14 protein-coding genes are annotated in these 18217 nt (G+C 66.5%); 7 read left to right on the plus strand and 7 right to left on the minus strand.

Features of this window, described 5'->3' with window-relative positions; genetic code table 11:
- Nucleotides 1–50: 50 nt before the first annotated feature.
- From AC0QU1_RS07770 to AC0QU1_RS07780, 3 genes are read right to left on the minus strand one after another with little or no spacing between them, the layout of a single operon-like run.
- On the minus strand, nt 51–3317 hold the full coding sequence (locus tag AC0QU1_RS07770) for a type I restriction endonuclease subunit R (protein ID WP_483575679.1): 3267 nt from the start codon (nt 3315–3317) through the stop codon (nt 51–53).
- A 4-nt stretch (nt 3318–3321) separates the two neighbouring features.
- Nucleotides 3322–4614: a restriction endonuclease subunit S gene (locus AC0QU1_RS07775; RefSeq protein ID WP_483575680.1), complete on the minus strand. Its 1293-nt coding sequence runs from the start codon at nt 4612–4614 to the stop codon at nt 3322–3324.
- Entirely contained in the window at nt 4611–6626 is a 2016-nt protein-coding gene (locus AC0QU1_RS07780) for a type I restriction-modification system subunit M (RefSeq protein ID WP_483575681.1), read from the minus strand. Before AC0QU1_RS07780 ends, AC0QU1_RS07775 begins: the two co-directional genes overlap by 4 nt.
- A 450-nt stretch (nt 6627–7076) precedes the next feature.
- Between AC0QU1_RS07780 and AC0QU1_RS07785 the strand changes: the two genes are divergently transcribed.
- Together AC0QU1_RS07785 and AC0QU1_RS07790 are read left to right on the plus strand one after the other, a co-directional pair.
- Nucleotides 7077–9236 carry an AIPR family protein gene (locus AC0QU1_RS07785; protein ID WP_483575682.1) on the plus strand — a complete coding sequence of 720 codons (2160 nt, stop codon included), beginning with the start codon at nt 7077–7079 and terminating at the stop codon, nt 9234–9236.
- Between the two features lie 179 nt (nt 9237–9415).
- The gene (locus tag AC0QU1_RS07790) at nt 9416–10063 is read left to right on the plus strand and encodes a LysE family translocator (protein WP_483575684.1); all 648 of its coding nucleotides are present in this window, start codon (nt 9416–9418) and stop codon (nt 10061–10063) included.
- A gap of 219 nt (nt 10064–10282) precedes the next feature.
- Here AC0QU1_RS07790 and AC0QU1_RS07795 read toward each other — a convergent pair whose 3' ends face one another.
- Both AC0QU1_RS07795 and AC0QU1_RS07800 read right to left on the minus strand, forming a co-directional pair.
- Nucleotides 10283–10591, minus strand: coding sequence for a hypothetical protein (locus tag AC0QU1_RS07795; RefSeq protein WP_483575686.1), 309 nt, complete (start codon nt 10589–10591; stop codon nt 10283–10285).
- A gap of 136 nt (nt 10592–10727) precedes the next feature.
- The gene (locus AC0QU1_RS07800) at nt 10728–11642 is read right to left on the minus strand and encodes an NADP-dependent oxidoreductase (RefSeq protein WP_483576650.1); all 915 of its coding nucleotides are present in this window, start codon (nt 11640–11642) and stop codon (nt 10728–10730) included.
- 164 nt (nt 11643–11806) lie between these two features.
- On the opposite strand from AC0QU1_RS07800, the gene AC0QU1_RS07805 reads away from it, so the two are divergent.
- Together AC0QU1_RS07805 and AC0QU1_RS07810 are read left to right on the plus strand one after the other, a co-directional pair.
- The gene (locus AC0QU1_RS07805) at nt 11807–13048 is read left to right on the plus strand and encodes a winged helix DNA-binding domain-containing protein (protein ID WP_483575688.1); all 1242 of its coding nucleotides are present in this window, start codon (nt 11807–11809) and stop codon (nt 13046–13048) included.
- Nucleotides 13048–13683, plus strand: a complete 636-nt coding sequence (locus AC0QU1_RS07810; protein WP_483575690.1) for a uracil-DNA glycosylase family protein — start codon at nt 13048–13050, stop codon at nt 13681–13683. Before AC0QU1_RS07805 ends, AC0QU1_RS07810 begins: the two co-directional genes overlap by 1 nt.
- On the opposite strand, the gene AC0QU1_RS07815 is transcribed toward AC0QU1_RS07810, so the two are convergent.
- Both AC0QU1_RS07815 and AC0QU1_RS07820 read right to left on the minus strand, forming a co-directional pair.
- A complete protein-coding gene (locus AC0QU1_RS07815) occupies nt 13634–14251 on the minus strand; it encodes a glyoxalase (RefSeq protein WP_483575691.1) in 618 nt (205 codons plus the stop codon). The two genes, AC0QU1_RS07810 and AC0QU1_RS07815, sit on opposite strands and share 50 nt — an antisense overlap.
- 73 nt (nt 14252–14324) lie before the next feature.
- Nucleotides 14325–14945, minus strand: coding sequence for a TMEM175 family protein (locus AC0QU1_RS07820; RefSeq protein WP_483575693.1), 621 nt, complete (start codon nt 14943–14945; stop codon nt 14325–14327).
- 169 nt (nt 14946–15114) lie between these two features.
- Here AC0QU1_RS07820 and AC0QU1_RS07825 point away from each other — a divergent pair, with 169 nt between their 5' ends.
- From AC0QU1_RS07825 to AC0QU1_RS07835, 3 genes are read left to right on the plus strand one after another with little or no spacing between them, the layout of a single operon-like run.
- Entirely contained in the window at nt 15115–16377 is a 1263-nt protein-coding gene (locus AC0QU1_RS07825; protein ID WP_483575695.1) for an ABC transporter substrate-binding protein, read from the plus strand.
- A 52-nt stretch (nt 16378–16429) separates the two neighbouring features.
- Entirely contained in the window at nt 16430–17362 is a 933-nt protein-coding gene (locus AC0QU1_RS07830; RefSeq protein WP_483575697.1) for a carbohydrate ABC transporter permease, read from the plus strand.
- The gene (locus AC0QU1_RS07835) at nt 17359–18210 is read left to right on the plus strand and encodes a carbohydrate ABC transporter permease (protein ID WP_483575699.1); all 852 of its coding nucleotides are present in this window, start codon (nt 17359–17361) and stop codon (nt 18208–18210) included. The genes AC0QU1_RS07830 and AC0QU1_RS07835 overlap by 4 nt, the downstream gene beginning before the upstream one ends.
- Nucleotides 18211–18217 lie beyond the last annotated feature (7 nt).

Genomic DNA, 18217 nt, shown 5'->3' on the forward strand with positions numbered 1-18217 from the left:
GGCTGGCGCCCACGGGTCGACGTCGCCGATCATCCATAAGCACGCCGAGCTCACCCCTCTGGGAGCGACGCGCCCGCCCGACCGTGGCGCTCTCGACGAGTCTCCCAGATGTACTCGCCGATGATCCGTACCAGCGTGGCCGCGCGCTGGTCGTCGCCCATGGCGACTCCGGCAAGTTTCCCCTTGGCGACATCCGCCGCGAATATCGCATCGAGGATCGACTCGGTGAGCAGCCGCGAGTCGAGGAACTGGTCCAGCGCGTTGTTGTCGATTTGCTCGGCCACGCCAGGTGCCGCCTCCGCCTTGGACGCGACGGGCTTGACGAAGCCCTCGATATCCTCGGGCCCCAACTCGCCCCCAAACAGGTCGTTGATCCGCGCCACGACGTCGGACAAGCGCACCAGTTCGGGATCCTGCCGAACTGTCCCCGAGCTTGCCCCGCTGATCGCGGGTAGCGCGGCATCTGTCCCACCGCTACCGAGTGTTAGTGACACCTTGCCTCGGTCGATCTGCTTGACCTTGGCCAGCACTAGGTCGGACAGGTCTACCTCGGAGGAGGCCCGGTCGACGTCAACGATCCGAACGAGCTGGCGTAGGTAGGCGCAGAGCTTCTCCAGGTCCGTGTCCCCGTAGTCGATGACTTGGGACATGAAGTCGTACATCCGCACGAATGTGCCGGCGTCCTTGCGGAACAGCTCCAACCGCTCGATCGCATCACGGTCGTCAGCGTTCCTCGCGGCCGAATATTGCTCGGTAAACCGGTCCTTGGCAGGCTTGACCGCAGCCGAGAGCGCGGCATGCCGCTGTTCCTCGCTCGGTGACGCACCGTCGTCGTACCTGAACCAGGCACGCGCGAATTGCTCAACCTCGTCGGGGAGGTAGATGTCCTCCTCGGCGAGCTTGGCCGCTATTCCATGGACGATGTTCGGATCGGTCTCCCGTTCGATCCGTGCCTGGCGGTAGTAAGGCTCGAACGCCGCCTGGATGTCGGCGGGGTCGTTAACAAAGTCCAGCACGAACGTGGCGTCCTTCACCTGCCCGGCCGGGGTGCGGTAGGTCCGGTTCAACCGGGAGAGCGTCTGTACGGCGTGGACGTCCGGCAGCCTCTTGTCGACGTACATCGCGCACAGAAGGGGCTGGTCAAACCCAGTCTGGAACTTGTCGGCCACGATCATCACCTGGAACTCAGCCCGCTGGAACTCCGCAGCGAGATCCGTCCCGAGATGCTTCCCGGCAGCATCTTGATTCTGGGAGTGCTCGGTCGCATCCGTCAGTCCGTACCTTTCGTCGTTTACCTTCCCGGAGAACGCGACGATCGTGCCGAGCGAGTAACCCTTGTTCCTGATGTACTCGTCAATCGCTCGCTTGTATCGCACCGCCGCGATCCGGGAGTCAGTCACGACCATCGCCTTGGCATGTCCCTCCAGTAGGTGGGCCACGTTGGCGCGGAAATGCTCGACGATGATCTCGATCTTCTGCCCGATGTTTGCCTCGTGCAGCTTGACGAACCGCATGATCCCGCGCGCCGCGGCCTTGGAGTCCACTAGCTCGGCGTCCACTAAGAGATCACCGGGCTGGCCGACGCCGTCCTCGGCGCGTACTGCTCGCGCCACAACCCTGTACTCGTCGCCGCTGCCCGTCCGCACCCCCTGGGCGGCGCGCTGCTCGATCTGGAATGCCGTCGAATACGATTGGTACCCGCGCAACACGTCCAGGATGAACCCCTCCTCGATCGCCTGATGCATCGAGTACAGGTGGAAAGGCTCGGGCAGCCCGCTCGCCCCGGGTCGGCCGAAAAGGCTCAGGGTCTTGCTCTTCGGCGTGGCGGTGAATGCCAGGTAAGACACGTTCGGATGATTCGCCTTTGCGGCCGCCGAAGCGGAAATACGCGCATTCATCACATCCTCGGCCGAGATATCCGCACCTTCGGGGACATCCACGCCGCTGTCGGCCAGGATCCGGCGCAGCTCAGAGGCTGTCGCGCCGGACTGGGATGTATGTGCCTCATCCACGATCACGGCGAAGTTCCGATCGGAGAGGTCGGTCGCCATCTGCTTGGCGAGGAACGGGAACGTCTGGATCGTCACGATCACGATCAACGACTTTCCGCTCAGCGCGCTTGCCAGCGCGCTCGACTTCGATCCGCCCGCCCGCCGCATCTCGGTCGCGTCGATCGTGGTTACCAGATCGGCAGTGTTGTCCACTTGGCGTACCGCGTCCTGCAACTGCCGGTCCAGGACCCGGCGGTCGCTGATCACCAGCACCTTGTCGAACACCTTGCGGTTCGACTCATCGTGCAACCGGGCCAGCCGATGCGCGGTCCAGGCGATCGTGTTTGTCTTGCCCGACCCTGCCGAGTGCTGCACGAGGTAACGCTGACCCGGGCCCTCCGCCGCGACCGTCTCGGTCAACCGGGTCACGGCTTCCCACTGGTGGAACCGCGGAAACATCAGCGCGGTCCTCCTCTTGGTGCGGCCGGTGATCTGGTCCCTCTCGGATTCGGTGCGCAGGAACATCAGCGCGCCCAGGATGTTCAGCCACGAGTCGCGCTGCCACACCCGCTCCCAAAGGTACGACGTGGCAGGCCCGGCTGGGTTCGGCGGATTCCCCTTCCCAGCGTCCGGGGTGCCCTGGTTGAACGGCAGGAAGTGCGTCTTTGGACCGGCGAGCTTCGTGGTCATCCACACCTCGTCGTCGTCCACGGCGAAGTGGACGAGTGCCCGCCCGAATGTCAGCAGCGGCTGCCCCTTCGGATCGCGGTCCTTGCGATACTGCTCGACCGCGGACCGCCACTTCTGCTTGAAGAACGACTTCAGCTCCACGGTCGCCACTGGGATCCCGTTGACGAAGAACACCAGGTCCAGCCGGCCTGACGGCGACGTGTCGCTCTCGCTGGGTGAGTACGTCACCTGCCGCATGACGCGGAGGCGCACCGCCTCGTAGGCCGCTTGCGTGTCCGGATTCAGGGCATTCGCCGGCCGGAACTGGCACATGCGGAACTTTGCGTTGATGTGCGACAATGGGCGCCGGAGAACGTTCAGCGTGCCGCCACCGGAAGACATCGGTGCATCCAGGCGCTTGACCAGCGTGTCCAGGAGATGTGTGCGCTGCTTCGCTTCCGCCGTCGAACCTGCAGTGACGACCTTCGCCAGTTCGTCCGGCTGCGTTGCCTCAAGCCATCCGAACACGTCCTGTGGGAACAGAGCGCGCGCACGGTCGTAGCCCTCCGCTGTTGGGGAGTACAGCCAGCCGTGATCGGCCAGGTACTCGGTGATCTCGGCCTCGAATGCGTCCTCGCGCGTCGCGTCGCCAGCCATTCGTCTACGCCTCCCCGCGCCGTTTTCCCGTGGACACATCGATCTGACCGGTCACCGCCGCCGTGATCAACGCTGAACGACGCTCACGTGCGAGGGCGATGAATTCTTGGGCTTTGGCTATGAGTCGATCGATCTGTGTCGTCCTGATCTCAAGGTCGACAAGAATTCGACGCTGGTCAGCAATCGCTGGCAACTCCATAGGAAGGTTCATTATGTCCGCTTGAGTGATATTCTGCATCGACGGGCTTGCCCCGACGGCTCTCAGCTCGATCAGGTCACGCAACCTGCGTGTACCAAGCACGCTTGCGACGAATCTTGGCTCAGCGACATGCTCATCTAGCGTGAGCGCATACAATTTATCGGAGAGCATAAGACGGGGATAGTTGCCCTCGACAACTGCCGCACTGCCAAGGAGTTCGCGCGTATTGGCGCGGGACATTACAAGCTGGCCTCGACGGACGACGATTTCGGGCCGAGGAACCTCATGGTCTGGAAGCTCCTTGTTCTGCTCCGGACGAAATATCCCACGGTTAACTGCCCCAACCTTGAGAACGGCCCACTTCTCGATTCCATCGGCTGACCAGGGATAACACTGCGGACTCCATCCCTGTACAACGCTTGAGATCACGTGCTTGAATCTCACACCGGACCTGCGACTCGGCGTTGACTCGACTGAGTTAGCGATAACTGATGCTCGCCGTTCATGCAGGCGGTCGATCAATTGTGTCTGCTTAGCAATCAGTGCATCGATCTGGGCTGTCTCCTGGTCCAAGAAGGCTGCGATACGCTTCTGCCCATCCAGTGGCGGGATTGGGACGGGCAGTGTCTTCAACCTCCCGGCGCTGATGTGGACGACGGTGAACCCAGTCGCCCGGACGGCCTTCAGTGCCTTTAAAGGCCGTGACTCGAGGGCATAGGCGAGGAACAACGGGTTGATGTCGTTGAGGTGAGGTGTGAAAAGAACCGTGTCACCGCCAACCACTACCCTTCCTTCTAAGAGTGACAGAGCCGACTTGCCGATGTCTTCAGGATCTTCACCCGAGCTAGCGAAAACGATACTTCCTGCCGGGAGAGGCGTGTACCGCGGTATATCGTCCTCACTAATGAAGGAATGCGTGTCCGTGATGACAGTATCGAACCGCGTATACAGCTCGCCATAGCGCACGACGGGGACACCCTCGTGGCGATTATCCTCCTTCGATCCACCACTGCCCTTGCTGAGTGTCCCGAGTGCGCCGAGACGCTTGACCTCCCAGGACGGCGGGAGAGAACCGAACCACGACTCACGTGCTGTCACTTCTCTACCTCGCGAAGGAGCTCAAGGATCTCGCCGACCACCTTGTCCAAGTCGGCGTCAATCTCTTCGAGTGGTCGGGGCGGCACGTACTGGTAAAAGTGCCGGGTGAAGGGGATTTCGTAGCCGACCTTGGTCTTGGTGTGGTCGACCCAGGCGTCAGGGAAGTTGGGCCTGACCTCAGCGTTGAAGTATGCGGCGATGGTCATGCCTGCGGCGTCGTGCACCTTGGCATGGCCGCCCCAGCCGAACGGCACGATCTCGGTGTCACGCAGACCGGTGTCCGGTTCCGGATTGCCGTCCTTGTCGGTGCATATGTCGGCACTATCGTCGCGCTCGCCGAGTGTCTGCCACAGGGCTTTGCGCTGAGGCGTGGTCAGTGAGACGCCGTCGGCCCGCAGGTGCGGGTTAAGCGCCTTGAGGAACTTCTCGCGGTTCCGGTAGAGGCCCGGATGGTCGCCGGGCCCGTCGGACGCGTCGCCGAATCTCAGCAGCGAATCTGCCAGGCCGTCGATCTTGCCAAGTTTGTTGTGCGTGCGGATGGTCTCGACTCGATCAGGCGTGCATGCGAAGTTCAGCCGCAGCGGGCGCTCAACCGTGACGGACCAGTAGGCGAAGTCGTAGGTGGCGAAGACCTTGGAGATGTCCGATGTCGTCATCGACGCGTAGGCTTCCAGGACCTTGCCACGGTCGGCCTCGCTGATTTCGACGCGTTTGTTGCCCAGGGACTTGCGCATCTTGCTAGCGAACTTTGTGGCGTCGATGAGCTGGACCTTGCCCTTCCGCTCAGGAGCCTTGGTGTTGTCCAGGATCCACAGGTAGGTCGCGATGCCGGTGTTGTAGAACATGTCGTTCGGCAGGGCGACGATCGTGTCGATCAGGTCGTTCTCCAGCAGGTGGCCACGGATTTCGGACGGGCCAGAGCCCGCTCCTCCGTTGAATAACGGCGACCCGTTTAGCACGATCCCGGCCCGGCCGCCACGGCCGTGCTCGTCGACGTCGCGCATCTTGGAGGCGACGTGCAGCAAGAACAGCATCGCGCCATCGCCGATTGCCGGCAGACCGGGCTCGAAGCGGGACCCGGCATGTTCGGCCTCGTCCCGCACGGCTGCTTCGGCTGCCTTCCAGTCCTGCCCGAACGGCGGATTGGACAGGATAAAGTCGAACCCGCGGCCGGCGAATTTGTCGTCAGCGAGCGTGTCTCCCTGTGCGATGTTCGATACGTCCTGGCCCTTGATGAGTAGGTCGGACTTGCAGATCGCATAGGAGTGCTTGTTGATCTCCTGGGCGAACAGCGACAGGTTCGCCTTCGAGTTCATCGACAATAGATGCTCCTCGGCCACTGACAGCATGCCGCCGGTACCCGCGGTCGGGTCGTACACGCTGCGGGATACGCCGGGCGCGCGCAGAGCATCAGGGTCTTCGGCGAAGACGAGGTCCACCAGGAGCCGGATTGCGTCGCGCGGGGTGTAAAAGTCACCAGCCTGCTCGTTGGACGCCTCCGCGAACCGGTAGATCAGGTTCTCGAAGATGTCCCCCATGCCTGCGTTGTCAACCTCAGATGGGTGTAGGTCGACGTCGGCGAAAGCGCGTGTGACGAGCCCGAGCCGGCCGTGCTCGTCAAGTTCCTTGAGTTGGGCCTCGAACCCGAAGTTCTTGAACACGTCGATGTCGGCGGAGAAGCCGTTGACGTAGTTGATCAGGTTGGCCGCGAGGTTGTCTGGGTCTTGCAGTGCCCGCTCGAGGGTGTAGGCGCTGGTGTTCCAGAACTGCAGGCCAGGGGAGCTGTCGGTGCGGGTCCGGCGGCGGAGCTGCGACTGGATCCATGCGGTGCCGTACTCGTTGGTATTGGCCTCGGAGACCACCTGCATCATGACTTCGCGGTGCGGCTCCATCACGCATTCCAACCGGCGCAGGATCGTGAACGGCAGGATCACGTTCCCGTACTGGTTCGGCTTGTAGGGACCGCGCAGGACATCAGCGATGCCCCACACGAAATTGCTCAGCTGACTCACGGGTGCGTGGCTCCACGGTTCGGTTGTGCGGTCTGGCCTGCGGCGACAGCGGCGCCGCTCGCGCAGGCGCGGAGCATTGAGCGTACCTGGCTGCGCTCCTGGTGGCACAGGTTTGGTTGACGTCGGGACTGGGTGACTCTTCGCCGATGACGCCGGTGCTGCTTGCTGACATCCCGACTCCGATGAGCGAGTGATTCGTCGACAGATTTTCGAGGGACAGAGGTTCAAAACAGCCGTGGTGTCGTAGGCCTTCGCACCGTGGCGTTGCGCCGGATGCGGGCAGATGATTCGGGACGAGGACCAACGACGTGTCGGATCGTCGATTGAGGAGCGTACGTCGCGAGACACACCCTGATGACCAGGGCGACGACCGATCTGTCTGGGTATGGTCTCCATGGCGTGTAAGAGGTGATCGCGACGTGGCCGATGTGGCTGCTAAGGAGATGAAAAGTGGCCCAGGACTCCCGCGGGCGGCGCGACGACGTGCAGACGCAAGTCCGTGTCGCAAGGAAGTGGCTGCGTGAGATCTACCTGGACTCGGATCTGATTGACGTCAGCGACATCGACGACGTCGCTCCAGGCCAGCAACGGGATCAGCGGCTGTTGTCACGTGCTCTGACTGCTCAGGCGGTTCGGATCGTCACCAACTTCACTGCCGAGGAGGCTGCGAAGACGGTCATCGACGGGCTCGGAGACCAGGGTATCGACGCAATCGCCGTCGTCGAGGACCCCGAGCCGCACGTGTTTGTCGTCCAGGGCAAGTGGAGCGACGATGGGAACGCCCGTGGTGACAAGGGGGCCGTGCGGGACATGATCGCCGGGCTCCGGATGATCGATCGAGGGAGCTTTGAGCCCTTCAACGAGCGTGGACGGCCGCTCGCGGAACATGCGAGGCGCGTGATGACTTCGGGGCCTGTGCCAGTGACGCAGGTGTATGCGCTGATGCGGCGTGAGGATCCTGGCGAGGGGTTTGCGTACGCGATCAGCAACGAGGAGGACGACTTCAACCGGGCGGGTGACGTCCTGGATCATCGCATCCTCGTTGCACGCGACATCTATGAATCGTTCCGTGAGGACCTTGCTCCGCCGCCTATCGATCTCGACGCGCGGCTGTTTCCCTGGTATCAGATCGGTCTTCCTACGTCGTACCACGGGCGTGTCAGCGCCGAGCAGGTTGCAGCGTGGGCACAGAACGGCTCGAATCTCTACCGGGACAACATTCGAGACCCGCTCGGGCGCACGCTTATCAACAACTCCATGATTGAGACGCTTCACTCCGAGCCCGCCAAGTTCGAGTACCTGAACAACGGCGTGACGATCCTGTGCGATCGGATCACATCGAATCGTCCCGCTGTCGTGAGCCCACAGGACGAGCCGTTGGTGCTCCGTCTGCACAACGCCAGTGTGGTTAACGGTGCGCAGACTGTCCGGACTATCGCTGATGCTGTTGCCGAGAAACCCGAGGCGGCACGTGCTCGTGTCAACGTGCGCATCATCGAGACTGAAGGTTCCGCCGAGTTCGCGAAGCAGGTGACGCTTGCCACGAACCGACAGAACCATGTCGAGGCGCGCGACCTGGTCACCTTGGACCCTGTGCAGCGCGCAATCGCTGAGGACATGCGAACTGAACTCGGGCTTGAATATGCCGTTCGTCGGAGCGAGTTGCCGCCGCCACCCGGCTCCGGTTGCTCGGTTGTCGAGGCCGCCACTGCCCTAGCCTGTGCTAGGCCGGACAGCCAGTTCGCCGCAAAGATCACGACCGATCCGACAGTGCTCTGGAGCCGGGGAACGTCCGGAATCTACGACACGCTGTTCCGACAGCAGCCGCGAACGCAACTGCTGTGGAACGCCGTTCGGGTACTTCGTGACGCGCGGCTTGAGCTGTCACGCCTCAGTCCGCATTACACCGGCCGAGGACGCCAGGTCATTGACCATGGCGCCTACCTCCTCGTCCACCTGGTCTTCCAGAAGCTGGACCCAGAGGGAATCGACGACCCCGATGTCGACTGGTATGGGCAGGCATCAGAGCAGGTTCCCGGACTGGTCAAGCGGCTTGTTCCTGCAGTCGCAGCCGCGATCGACGAGATCTACGGCGAGACCTCGCAGATCCGCGCCACCTGCTCCGACGTCGGACGATGTCGAATAATTGCAGCGCGCGTCGTTTCGGGTCCAGGGCAGGACGGGAAAGCGCAGGATAAATATCGCCGTGCTCGGCCAGACAAGAAGCGGCCGCCGGCTGTGAAGGTCCTCATTGAGCGGTCGGCGTTGGAGGAGGGAGCGCCCCTCTTGCTGACGGCGGGCTCAGGACCCGAGAACGTGGCGATGGCAGAGTGGCTTGCGTCCGATCCGAGTCGCCGCCGAGCGACATGGGTTCGGCATCGGACGCGACCGATTCTCTGGGCGGCCGACGGCAAGCAGTACTCACCGACGCGACTTGTCGAGCATATGTGGGACCTCGCTGGCTGGGATCGTCGGCCCAAGGCGGTTCAGGGGACCAAACGGTGGGAGACCCCGTCCGGCGAAGTTCTATCTGACTTGGCTTGGCGCATTCTGCGCGAGCTGGACGAAGGCGGCGAAGAACCGGAGGGCGTCGTGCCCGACATTCGTTGAAGGAGGACCCATGCGGATCGTCGCCGAGATGCCGTCAGGCCAACTTGCCCACTTCGGCCAGTGGGTACCAGGCGGTACCAGGACAGGATGAGCCAGACAGCCCGGATTTCGTTCCGGGCCACCGCCCGTCCCCATCAGGCCATTGATCCACCCCCACCACCAGTGCAGACTCCCATCCCGTGACCATCGACTGGCCAGCCTTCATCCTGGCGTCCTTCGGCATCTCCGTCATCCCAGGTGCCAACCAGCTCCTAGGCCTCCGGAACGCCTACCGAGAGGGCATGCTCGTAGCGATGCTCGCCGTCGTCGGCAGGCTGGCGGCGTTCGCCGTGATGGTCGTTCTGGTCAGCCTGGGTCTCGGCGCGGCGCTCCTGCAGTCCGAGCGGCTGTTCACGGTCATCAAGTGGATCGGCGTCGCCTACCTCCTGTACCTCGGAGCCCAGGCCCTCTGGTCCTCGTGGCGCACTGTCCCCGGGTCCGTCGACGCTGACACCGCGCGCCCCGGCGTGCGCTCCCGTGGCGTATGGGCGTTGAGCCGCGAGGAGTTCGTGGTGGCGGGCACCAATCCCAAGGCCGTGCTGCTGTTCGCCGCCCTGCTGCCGCAGTTCGTGTCCGGCCCCGGACCGGTGACCGTTGGCCTCCTGCTCGTGGGCGTCGCCTACCTGCTGGTGGAGCTCGTCGTGGCGGCCGGCTACGCCGTGGTCGGCAGTCGACTGCGGCAGGCGTCCGTCTCGGTGCGGGTCGACCGGTGGATCCAGCGGGTCACCGGCCTCTGCCTGATCGGGTTCGCGGCGTACTTCGGGTTCAGCAGCCAGCGAACCGCCTGACCCGCTGCCGAACCACCCGGCGGCGTCGGACCTCGCGACGATCGCCGAACCACCCAGCGATCCGCCCACCCGTATGAGCAGCCACGACGTCCAAGAACCCGGACAGCGCCGTCAGCGAGGATCGGCACGACCAGCGATGACGCGGGACACCCTCCACAGACGCCCCGCGCCATCACCCCGCACCCAGACAGGCAGCCACCCTCCCGCCGTCGGCCAGCCCTACTCCTCAAACCCAACGTTCCCGCGGCAAGCCTCCCCAGGACTCGGCACCACCGCCTTGAGCCCATGGCTCACGAACTTCCCGTAGCTCTGGACGTGCCCGCCCGTGACGAAGTCGTCGTCGAACTCGGGCGGCTGGACCTCCTGGTCGTCGGGCAGGTCCCTGCCCGAGAACGCGCACGCCGAGCTGGCGTTGGCCGCACCAGGGACCGGAGCGCCGGTCCCGCTGGTCTCGCCCGCATGTGCCGACATCGCACCACCCAGGCTCAGCCCCGCCGCGACGACGCACGTCAGGATCACGCGCTTCATGTCACCACCTCCTTGTGGTGGAGGGCGTCCGGGTAGGTCGGGCAAACCCGGTCCGCCCCCGCAGCCTCCAACGTAGGTCGAGGGCGGCGCGGCGACAGGTCGAGGCGCAGAGATCACCCGCCCGCAGCGGAGTCGATCACCCGCCCACGGCGCCGTCGACCACCAGCACGAGCTTGCCGCGCACGCGACCCTCCTCGCCCACACGGTGCGCCTTGGCGACGTCGGCGAGCGGGAAGGTCTGGGCGACGGGGAGCGCGAAGCGCCCGGACTCGATCAGCCCGCCGATCTCCGCCAGCGCGTGCACCGCGCGCCCGTCCTCCCCGCTGCTGAACCGCACTCCGTGCTCCCGTGCGCCGAGGAAGTCGGCGATCGTCACCACGCGCTCCGGCCCGCCGGCGAGCCCGATGAGCTCGGGCAGCACGCCGCTGCCCGCGACGTCGAGCGCGGCGTCGACGCCGTCCGGCGCGAGGGCGCGGACCCGCTCGACCAGGCCCTCGCCGTAGGCGACGGGCTCGGCCCCCAGTGAGCGCAGGTACTCGTGGTTCGCCGGGCCGGCGGTGCCGATCACGCGCGCACCGCGCGCCACGGCGAGCTGGACCGCGGCGCCGCCGACACTTCCCGAGGCGCCGTTGACGAGCAGCGTGTCGCCACCCGCGACGCCGAGCTGGTCCAGCGCGCGTGTCGCCGTCTCGACGGCGGCGGGCAGCGCCGCGGCCTCGGGGAAGCCGAGCGACGGCGGGATCGGCGCGTAGAAAGCGAGCACCGCCAGCTCGGCCTGGGCGCCTTCCAGGGACAGGCCGAACACTCGGTCGCCCACGGCCACGTCCGTGACGCCGTCGCCCACCTCGTCGACGACGCCGGCCGCCTCGTGGCCCATCGTCTGCGGCAGCTCCTGGTCCATCAGACCCTGGCGCTTCTTCCAGTCGCTCGGGTTGACGCCGGCCGCACGCACCGCGATCCGGACCTCGCCCGGACCGGGATGCGGGTCGGGAAGATCCACGAGCTCGAGGACCTCCGGGCCCCCGAACCGGCTGAACCGGACTGCCTTCATCATTCGCTCCGATCCTCGTGGGCACACGGTCCCGGCGGACGGTCCGGTCGTGCCGGACTCGCGCGCACACAGGATTGCCCTGTGCGGTACCGATCGCAACACGGCCCAGGGGCCGCCGACATGGCGGCGGGCGCCCGAGCGCCGGACGGCGATAACGTGGGCGAATGGCCGACAAGGTGTCGAACGACGACGTCATCGCGTTCCGCCTGGGCGCCCACCACCTCACCGAACGCTTGAGCAGCACCAGCGGCGCCAGCACCAGCGGCGCAACCAGCACCAAGCAGTCCGACGACGGCGGCCTGCTCACCGCCGCCGGCCGCTGCGGCATCCAGAACAGCCCACCCGGCTCGGCCCTGCTCGCGCTGCACGCCAGGGTCCGCGACCTCACACAGGACCGGCTCGCGGCCGCCGTCGCCGAGGACAAGAGCCTGCTGCAGACCTGGTCCCTGCGCGGGTCGCCGTTCTACTTCCCGACGTCGGACGCGCCGGTGTTCACCACCGGCGTGCTGCCGCCGACCGAAAAGGCGATGCGGCACTTCATCGCCGGCGTGGAGCCGGCCGTGGACAAGGTCGGCCTGAGCCTGACCGAGGCCGTCGAGCTCACCCACGCCGCGATCGGCCCGGTGCTCTCCGGGCGCCGGCTCGCCATCAACGAGCTGGGCGCCGAGGTGGCCGAGCGAGTCGCCAAGGAGCTGCCCAAGAAACAGCGCGACCTCTGGCAGGAGGAGGGCCCCTACGCCGAGGGGCAGCCGCTCGGCGAGGGCATCGTGCACTTCTGCGTCCGGATCCTCACGCTCCAGCGCGTCGTCTGCTTCGCGCCGCGAGAGGGGAACAAGGCGCCGTTCGTGCTGGTCGACGAGTGGCTGGACCAGCCGATCCCGGACACCGACCCGGACGTCGCGCGCGCCGAGCTGGTCCGCCGGTACCTGCGCAGCTACGGGCCCTCGACCAGGGCCGACTTCGCGGCATGGGTGGGGATCCAGGCCGGGGACGCCGACCCCTGGTGGAGCCAGGTCGAGGACGAGCTGACCCGGGTCGACTTCGGCGGCCCGTCGTGGATGCTCACCGAGGACCGCAACGCCCTCGGTGAGGGGGCCATGCCGGACGGCGTGCGCCTGCTCCCGCCGCGCGACCCGTACACCCAGATGCGGGACCGTGCGACGATCGTCGACAAGAAGTACCACCGGGACGTCTGGAAGACGGTCGGGGAGCCGGGCACGGTCCTCGCCCACGGCAGGATCGTCGGCACCTGGCGCCCGCGCAAGAGCGGCCGGAGGCTGACCCTCACCCTCAAGACGTTCGGCTCCCTGTCGGCCCGGGACAAGAAAGCGCTGCGGGACGAGGCCGAGCAGGTCGCGCCCCTGCGCGGCGCGTCGTCGGTCGACGTCGAGCTCGAGACCTTCTGATGACGGCCGTGGAGAGGACTCTCGACCGGATCCGGGCCGAGATCGTCGCCCACCCGTCCAACGCCTGGGCGCAGGAACTCGGTTACGAGCCGCTCTACGCCGCGGCGCCGGGCGCCCGGATCGCCGTCGTCGGCCAGGCGCCCGGCCGCAAGGCGCAGGAGAGCGGGGTTCCGTGGAACGACGCCAGCGGCGTCAAGCTGCGGACCTGGCTCGGCGTCGACGACGAGCAGTTCTACGATCCGGGCCTGTTCGCCCTCGTCCCGATGGACTTCTACTACCCGGGCAAGGGCGCCTCGGGCGACCTGCCGCCGCGCAAGGACTTCGCGGGACTGTGGCACGAGCGGATCCTCGCCGAGCTGCCGGAGCTCCGGCTCACCGTGCTGGTGGGCGGGTACGCCCAGAAGCACTACCTGGGCGGCCGGGCCAAGGCGAACCTGACCGAGACCGTGCGGGCCTACGCCGAGTACCTGCCGTCGACGATCCCGCTCGTGCACCCGTCGCCGCTCAACTTCCGCTGGCAGTCGAAGAACCCCTGGTTCGAGTCCGACGTCCTGCCCGTGCTGCGGAAGCTGGTGGCCGAGAGCCTCAGTGCGCCACCCGCACCGGCTCCCACGCGAACCCGTCGGGATCGGTGAACTCCCCGAGGTCGCTGCCGACGGCGAGGCGGTGCGAGCCGGAGCCCTCGGGCGGCACGCCGGCGTCCTTGGCGAGTGCGGCCCGCTTGTACAGGCCGAACCCGATCGGGCTGGACCCCATCTTGAAGTCGACGTACGAACCGAAGCTCTTGCCCACGGTCAGCCCGCGCTCCACGTAGAACTTCTTGCTCGCCGACACGCCCGCCGCGCCGATGAGGAGCACCATCTCGTCGATCTCCCGCGCGGCGGGTCCGGAGTCCTTCTTGGCCGACGTCGCGACCTTCCAGATGGTGCCGTCGGGGGCCTGGACCACGCCGCCGTGGCCCCACAGGGACTTGGCGACGGGCTTGAGAACGGTGGCGCCGGCGTCGACCGCGGCGTCGAACAGGGCGTGGACGTTGGCCGGCTGGGACGCGATGACGGACAGGTGGAAGCCGCGGAACCCGCTGGTGGGGGCATCGGTCTCGCGGAGGTGGAGCCTGTCGCCCAGGTCGAAGGCGGCGTCGTAGAAGGAACGTGCGGTGCTGAGGTCGGTCACCTCGAGGGTGACGGAGTCGATGTGTGCCATGCCCTCAACGTTATGGAGCGGCGTGCGGGCGGCGCTTCTCGATTCCTGACCGCCTTCCCGGGTGGCCGTCTCGTCACCGCTGTCGCCCCACGACGCCGACCCGCACGAGGAGCGTCCGCAGCGGGGTCACCAGCGCCATGACGAACAGCCAGAGGTATGACGGCACCAACAGCCCGAGCAGCAGGGCGAGCGTGAACAGCAGGGCCAGGGACAGTGGCATCGCGGCGATCGTGGCCGCAACGGGCAGCCCGGCTGCCGTGCGGGTGCGCCGCTCGACGACGGCGATCGAGAACAGCAGCCAGGCGCTCACCGCGAGCGTGCCGACGTAGCACGCCACGACCTCCCGGTCGGTGTCCAGGCCGCCGGTCAGCGCCGTGACCACGGGCATCATCGTGATGGTGAACAGCCACGCGAACTGCAGGGTCGTCCGCCGTCGGCCCGCGGGGGTGTCCGCACGCAGGATGCCGTGGTGCAGGCGCCAGAACATCGCGATGATCACGAAGCTGAGCGTGAAGGCGACCAGCTGCCAGGAGTGCTCCCGGACGTACTCGGCGACGGTCCGCTGCTCGGTGACCGCGTCCGAGACGCTCTCCATCAGTGGCAGGATCAGCAGCGTCATCGAGATGGCGATGGCGGCGTCAAGGAAGGCGATGAGGCGCTCGCTGGTGCGCTCCGGCGGCTGTGCTGTGTTCATCAGGACCTCCGTGTGCGATCCTGCCACGCGCGGGTCCCCGCCGGGCGCCCGGGAGTGCCGGACGTTTGACGGGTTGTTTACAGCGCTGTAAATTCCGACGGCGCAGCGAGCAACGGAGTTCGAGCAGGGGAGATGCAGTGTGAGTCCAGGTTCTGGCCGTTCCGTCCCGGTGAGCCGGCGTTCCTTCCTGGCCGGCTCGGCAGCTCTTGTCGCGCTCGGCGCCGCCGGGTGCGCCTCAGCCTCTGGCGGCGCCGGCGGGGGCGTCACCCTGCGCTTCTACGAGCAGAAGCAGGAGGTGATCGCGTACTTCGACGAGCTGCTGCGCCGCTTCGAGCAGGAGCGCCCCGGCATCACCGTCGTGCACGACTCCACGGTGGCCATCGCGCCGCAGTTCGTGCGCAACGAGCCCGCCGACGTCGGCTGCTTCAACGACAACCTGGAGCTCGCCCGGTACATCAAGCGCGGCGTGCTCGGGGACCTGTCCGACCTGCCGTCCGCGCGGACGGTGCGGACCGACATCGGCGAGCTGACCGACCAGTACGCCACCTACCCCGGCCGCACGAGCGTGCTGCCGTACTCGCTGGCGGCCGCCGGCGTCATCTACAACAAGCGGATCTTCGCCGACCACGACCTGCCCGTCCCGGAGACCTGGTCGCAGTTCGTCGACGTCTGCGACGAGCTCACCCGGGCCGGCGTCACCCCGGTCTACGCCACCGACCGCGACACCTGGACGCTCTGGCAGGGCCTGTTCGACTACTCCGTGGGCAGCCTGGTGGCGCCGGGGGAGTTCTTCGCCCGGATGAAGGAGCTCGGCACCGACGTCGGCCCGGACGCCGACGTCTCGTTCGAGAAGGACTTCGCCGTGCCCATGGAACGCGCGAAGACCGTCTCGTCGTACTTCAACCCCGACCACGCCGTGCGCGCCTACGCCGACGGCAACCTCGCCTTCGGCCAGGGCGAGGCCGCCATGTACCTCCAGGGGCCGTGGGCGCTCAGCCAGATCGCACTGGTGGACCCCGACCTGGAGATCGGCACGTTCCCGCTGCCCGTCTCCGAGAACCCCGACGAGCGGCAGGCCCGCGTCAACATCGACCTGGGCCTCTGGATCCCGACCGCGTCGCGGTACCAGGACGAGGCGCGCGAGCTGGTCGAGTTCCTCATGCGGCCCGACATCATCAACGCCTACAACAGCGACAACCTCGCCTACTCGACGCTCAAGGACGCCCCGCCCCAGCAGGACGAGCGACTGGCCGGGCTGCAGGACTACGTGGACCGCGCGGCGTTCTACCAGGGTGCAGGCACGTTCGTGCCGACGTCGATCCCGCTGGGCAACTACCTGCAGTCCGCCATCCGCAGCGGCAACTTCGAGGGCATGCTGCGCCAGCTCGACGCCGACTGGCGCCGCCTGGCCGGAAGGGGCGCGACCGTATGACTGGCACAACGTTGTATCGCCCGGAACCGGCCCGGCTCGACGAGGAGCGACGATGACAGCACAAGCCACACTGCCCCTACCGACGGCGGAGGGAGGGCGACCGCAGCGACCCGGGGCCGGCGGCGGACGGCGCGTCGAGCCGGTGTACTACCTGTTCCTGGTCCCGACGCTGCTCGTGTTCACGGCGTTCGTCGTCGTCCCCGCGCTGATCGGCATCTTCTACAGCCTCACCGACTACGTCGGGTTCGGGAGCTGGTCGTTCCTGGGCCTGCGCAACTACGCGGCGCTGTTCAGCGACCCGCGGATCCTGGAGGCCTACGGGTTCACCCTCGGGTTCTCCGTGGTGACCGTCGTCGTCGCGCAGGTGATCGCCCTGGCGCTCGCGGTCGGCCTGTCCCGCCGCATCCGGTTCGCGACCACGCTGCGCACCGTGTTCGTCATCCCGATGGTGGTCTCCGGGATCGTCGTGGCCTACGTGTTCAACTTCCTGTTCTCCAACTCGCTGCCCGCGATCGCCACCGCCGTCGGCTTCGGGCCGCTGGAGGAGAGCATCCTCGGCAACCCCGACCTGGCCTGGCTGTCCATCGTGATCGTGTCGGCCTGGCAGACCATCCCGGGCGCGCTGCTGGTCTACACGGCCGGGCTGACCTCGATCCCGAACGAGCTGTACGAGGCGAGCGCGCTGGACGGCGCCTCCCCGTGGCGGCAGTTCCGGTCCATCACCGTGCCGCTCATCGCGGGCTTCATCCTGATCAACACGATCCTCGGGGTGAAGGGCTACCTCGGGGTCTACGACATCATCGTCGGCCTGACCGGCGGCGGACCCGGCACGGCGACGAGCAGCGTGGCCATGACGATCTTCGGCGGCTTCACCGGCGGCGACTACGCCTACCAGATGGCCAACGCGACGATCTTCCTGATCGTCACCGCGCTGATCTCCGTGGCCCAGATCGTCGCCACCCGCGGAAGGACGGTCCGGCTGTGACTGCTGTTGATGCTTCCGCCGGGCGCGTGCACCGCACGAACTGGCCCCTCACGATCGTGCTCGCCCTCGCGTCGCTCACCGTGCTCGTGCCGCTGTACGTCACGCTGTCGATGGCATTCAAGACCAGCGAACAGTCCGCCGACGGCGACGCGTTCTCTCTGCCGGCCCCGCTCAACCCCGGCAGCTTCGCCGAGGCGTGGCAGCTCACCCGGTTCCCGGTCTCGTTCGGCATCTCCCTGGCGGTCGCTGCCATCGCCGTCGTACTGACGCTGTTCCTCAGCTCGCTGGCCGCCTACGCGATCGCGCGGAACTGGGAGCGGCGGTTCTTCCGCTGGTCCATGGTGTACCTGCTGGTCGCGCTGTTCCTGCCGTTCCCGGTGGTCGCGCTGCCGCAGATCCAGCTCACCGCGCTCACGAGCCTCGACAACCCGGTGGGCGTGGGGATCCTGCACGCGATGTTCCAGCTCTCGTTCAGCGTGCTGCTCTACTCGGCGTACCTGCGGTCCATCCCGGTCGAGCTGGAGGAGAGCGCCCGGATCGACGGCGCGAGCACCTGGCAGATCTTCTGGCGGATCATCCTGCCGCTGCTCGGCCCCATGAACGCGACGGTCGGTATCTTTGCCTTCCTGGCGTCCTGGAACGACTTCATGATGCCGTCGCTCATCACGTCCGACCCGGCGTTGCAGACCCTGCCCGTGGTGCAGAACATCTTCCAGAGCCAGTTCGGCACCAACTACAACGTCGCCTTCGCGTCGTACCTGATGGCGATGGCGCCGACGATCATCGCCTACCTGTTCGCGCAGCGCTGGGTGATCAGCGGCGTGACGCAGGGCGCCGTCAAGCACTGACGCTGTT

The organism is Promicromonospora noduliphila (assembly GCF_056951025.1).

Coding starts and splice junctions, on each gene's coding strand:
- AC0QU1_RS07815 (WP_483575691.1), bottom strand. CDS start 14,251: ATGGCACACATCGACTCCGTCACCCTCGAGGTGACCGACCTCAGCACC.
- AC0QU1_RS07810 (WP_483575690.1), top strand. CDS start 13,048: ATGACGGCCGTGGAGAGGACTCTCGACCGGATCCGGGCCGAGATCGTC.
- AC0QU1_RS07830 (WP_483575697.1), top strand. CDS start 16,430: ATGACAGCACAAGCCACACTGCCCCTACCGACGGCGGAGGGAGGGCGA.
- AC0QU1_RS07805 (WP_483575688.1), top strand. CDS start 11,807: ATGGCCGACAAGGTGTCGAACGACGACGTCATCGCGTTCCGCCTGGGC.
- AC0QU1_RS07800 (WP_483576650.1), bottom strand. CDS start 11,642: ATGAAGGCAGTCCGGTTCAGCCGGTTCGGGGGCCCGGAGGTCCTCGAG.
- AC0QU1_RS07820 (WP_483575693.1), bottom strand. CDS start 14,945: ATGAACACAGCACAGCCGCCGGAGCGCACCAGCGAGCGCCTCATCGCC.
- AC0QU1_RS07795 (WP_483575686.1), bottom strand. CDS start 10,591: ATGAAGCGCGTGATCCTGACGTGCGTCGTCGCGGCGGGGCTGAGCCTG.
- AC0QU1_RS07770 (WP_483575679.1), bottom strand. CDS start 3,317: ATGGCTGGCGACGCGACGCGCGAGGACGCATTCGAGGCCGAGATCACC.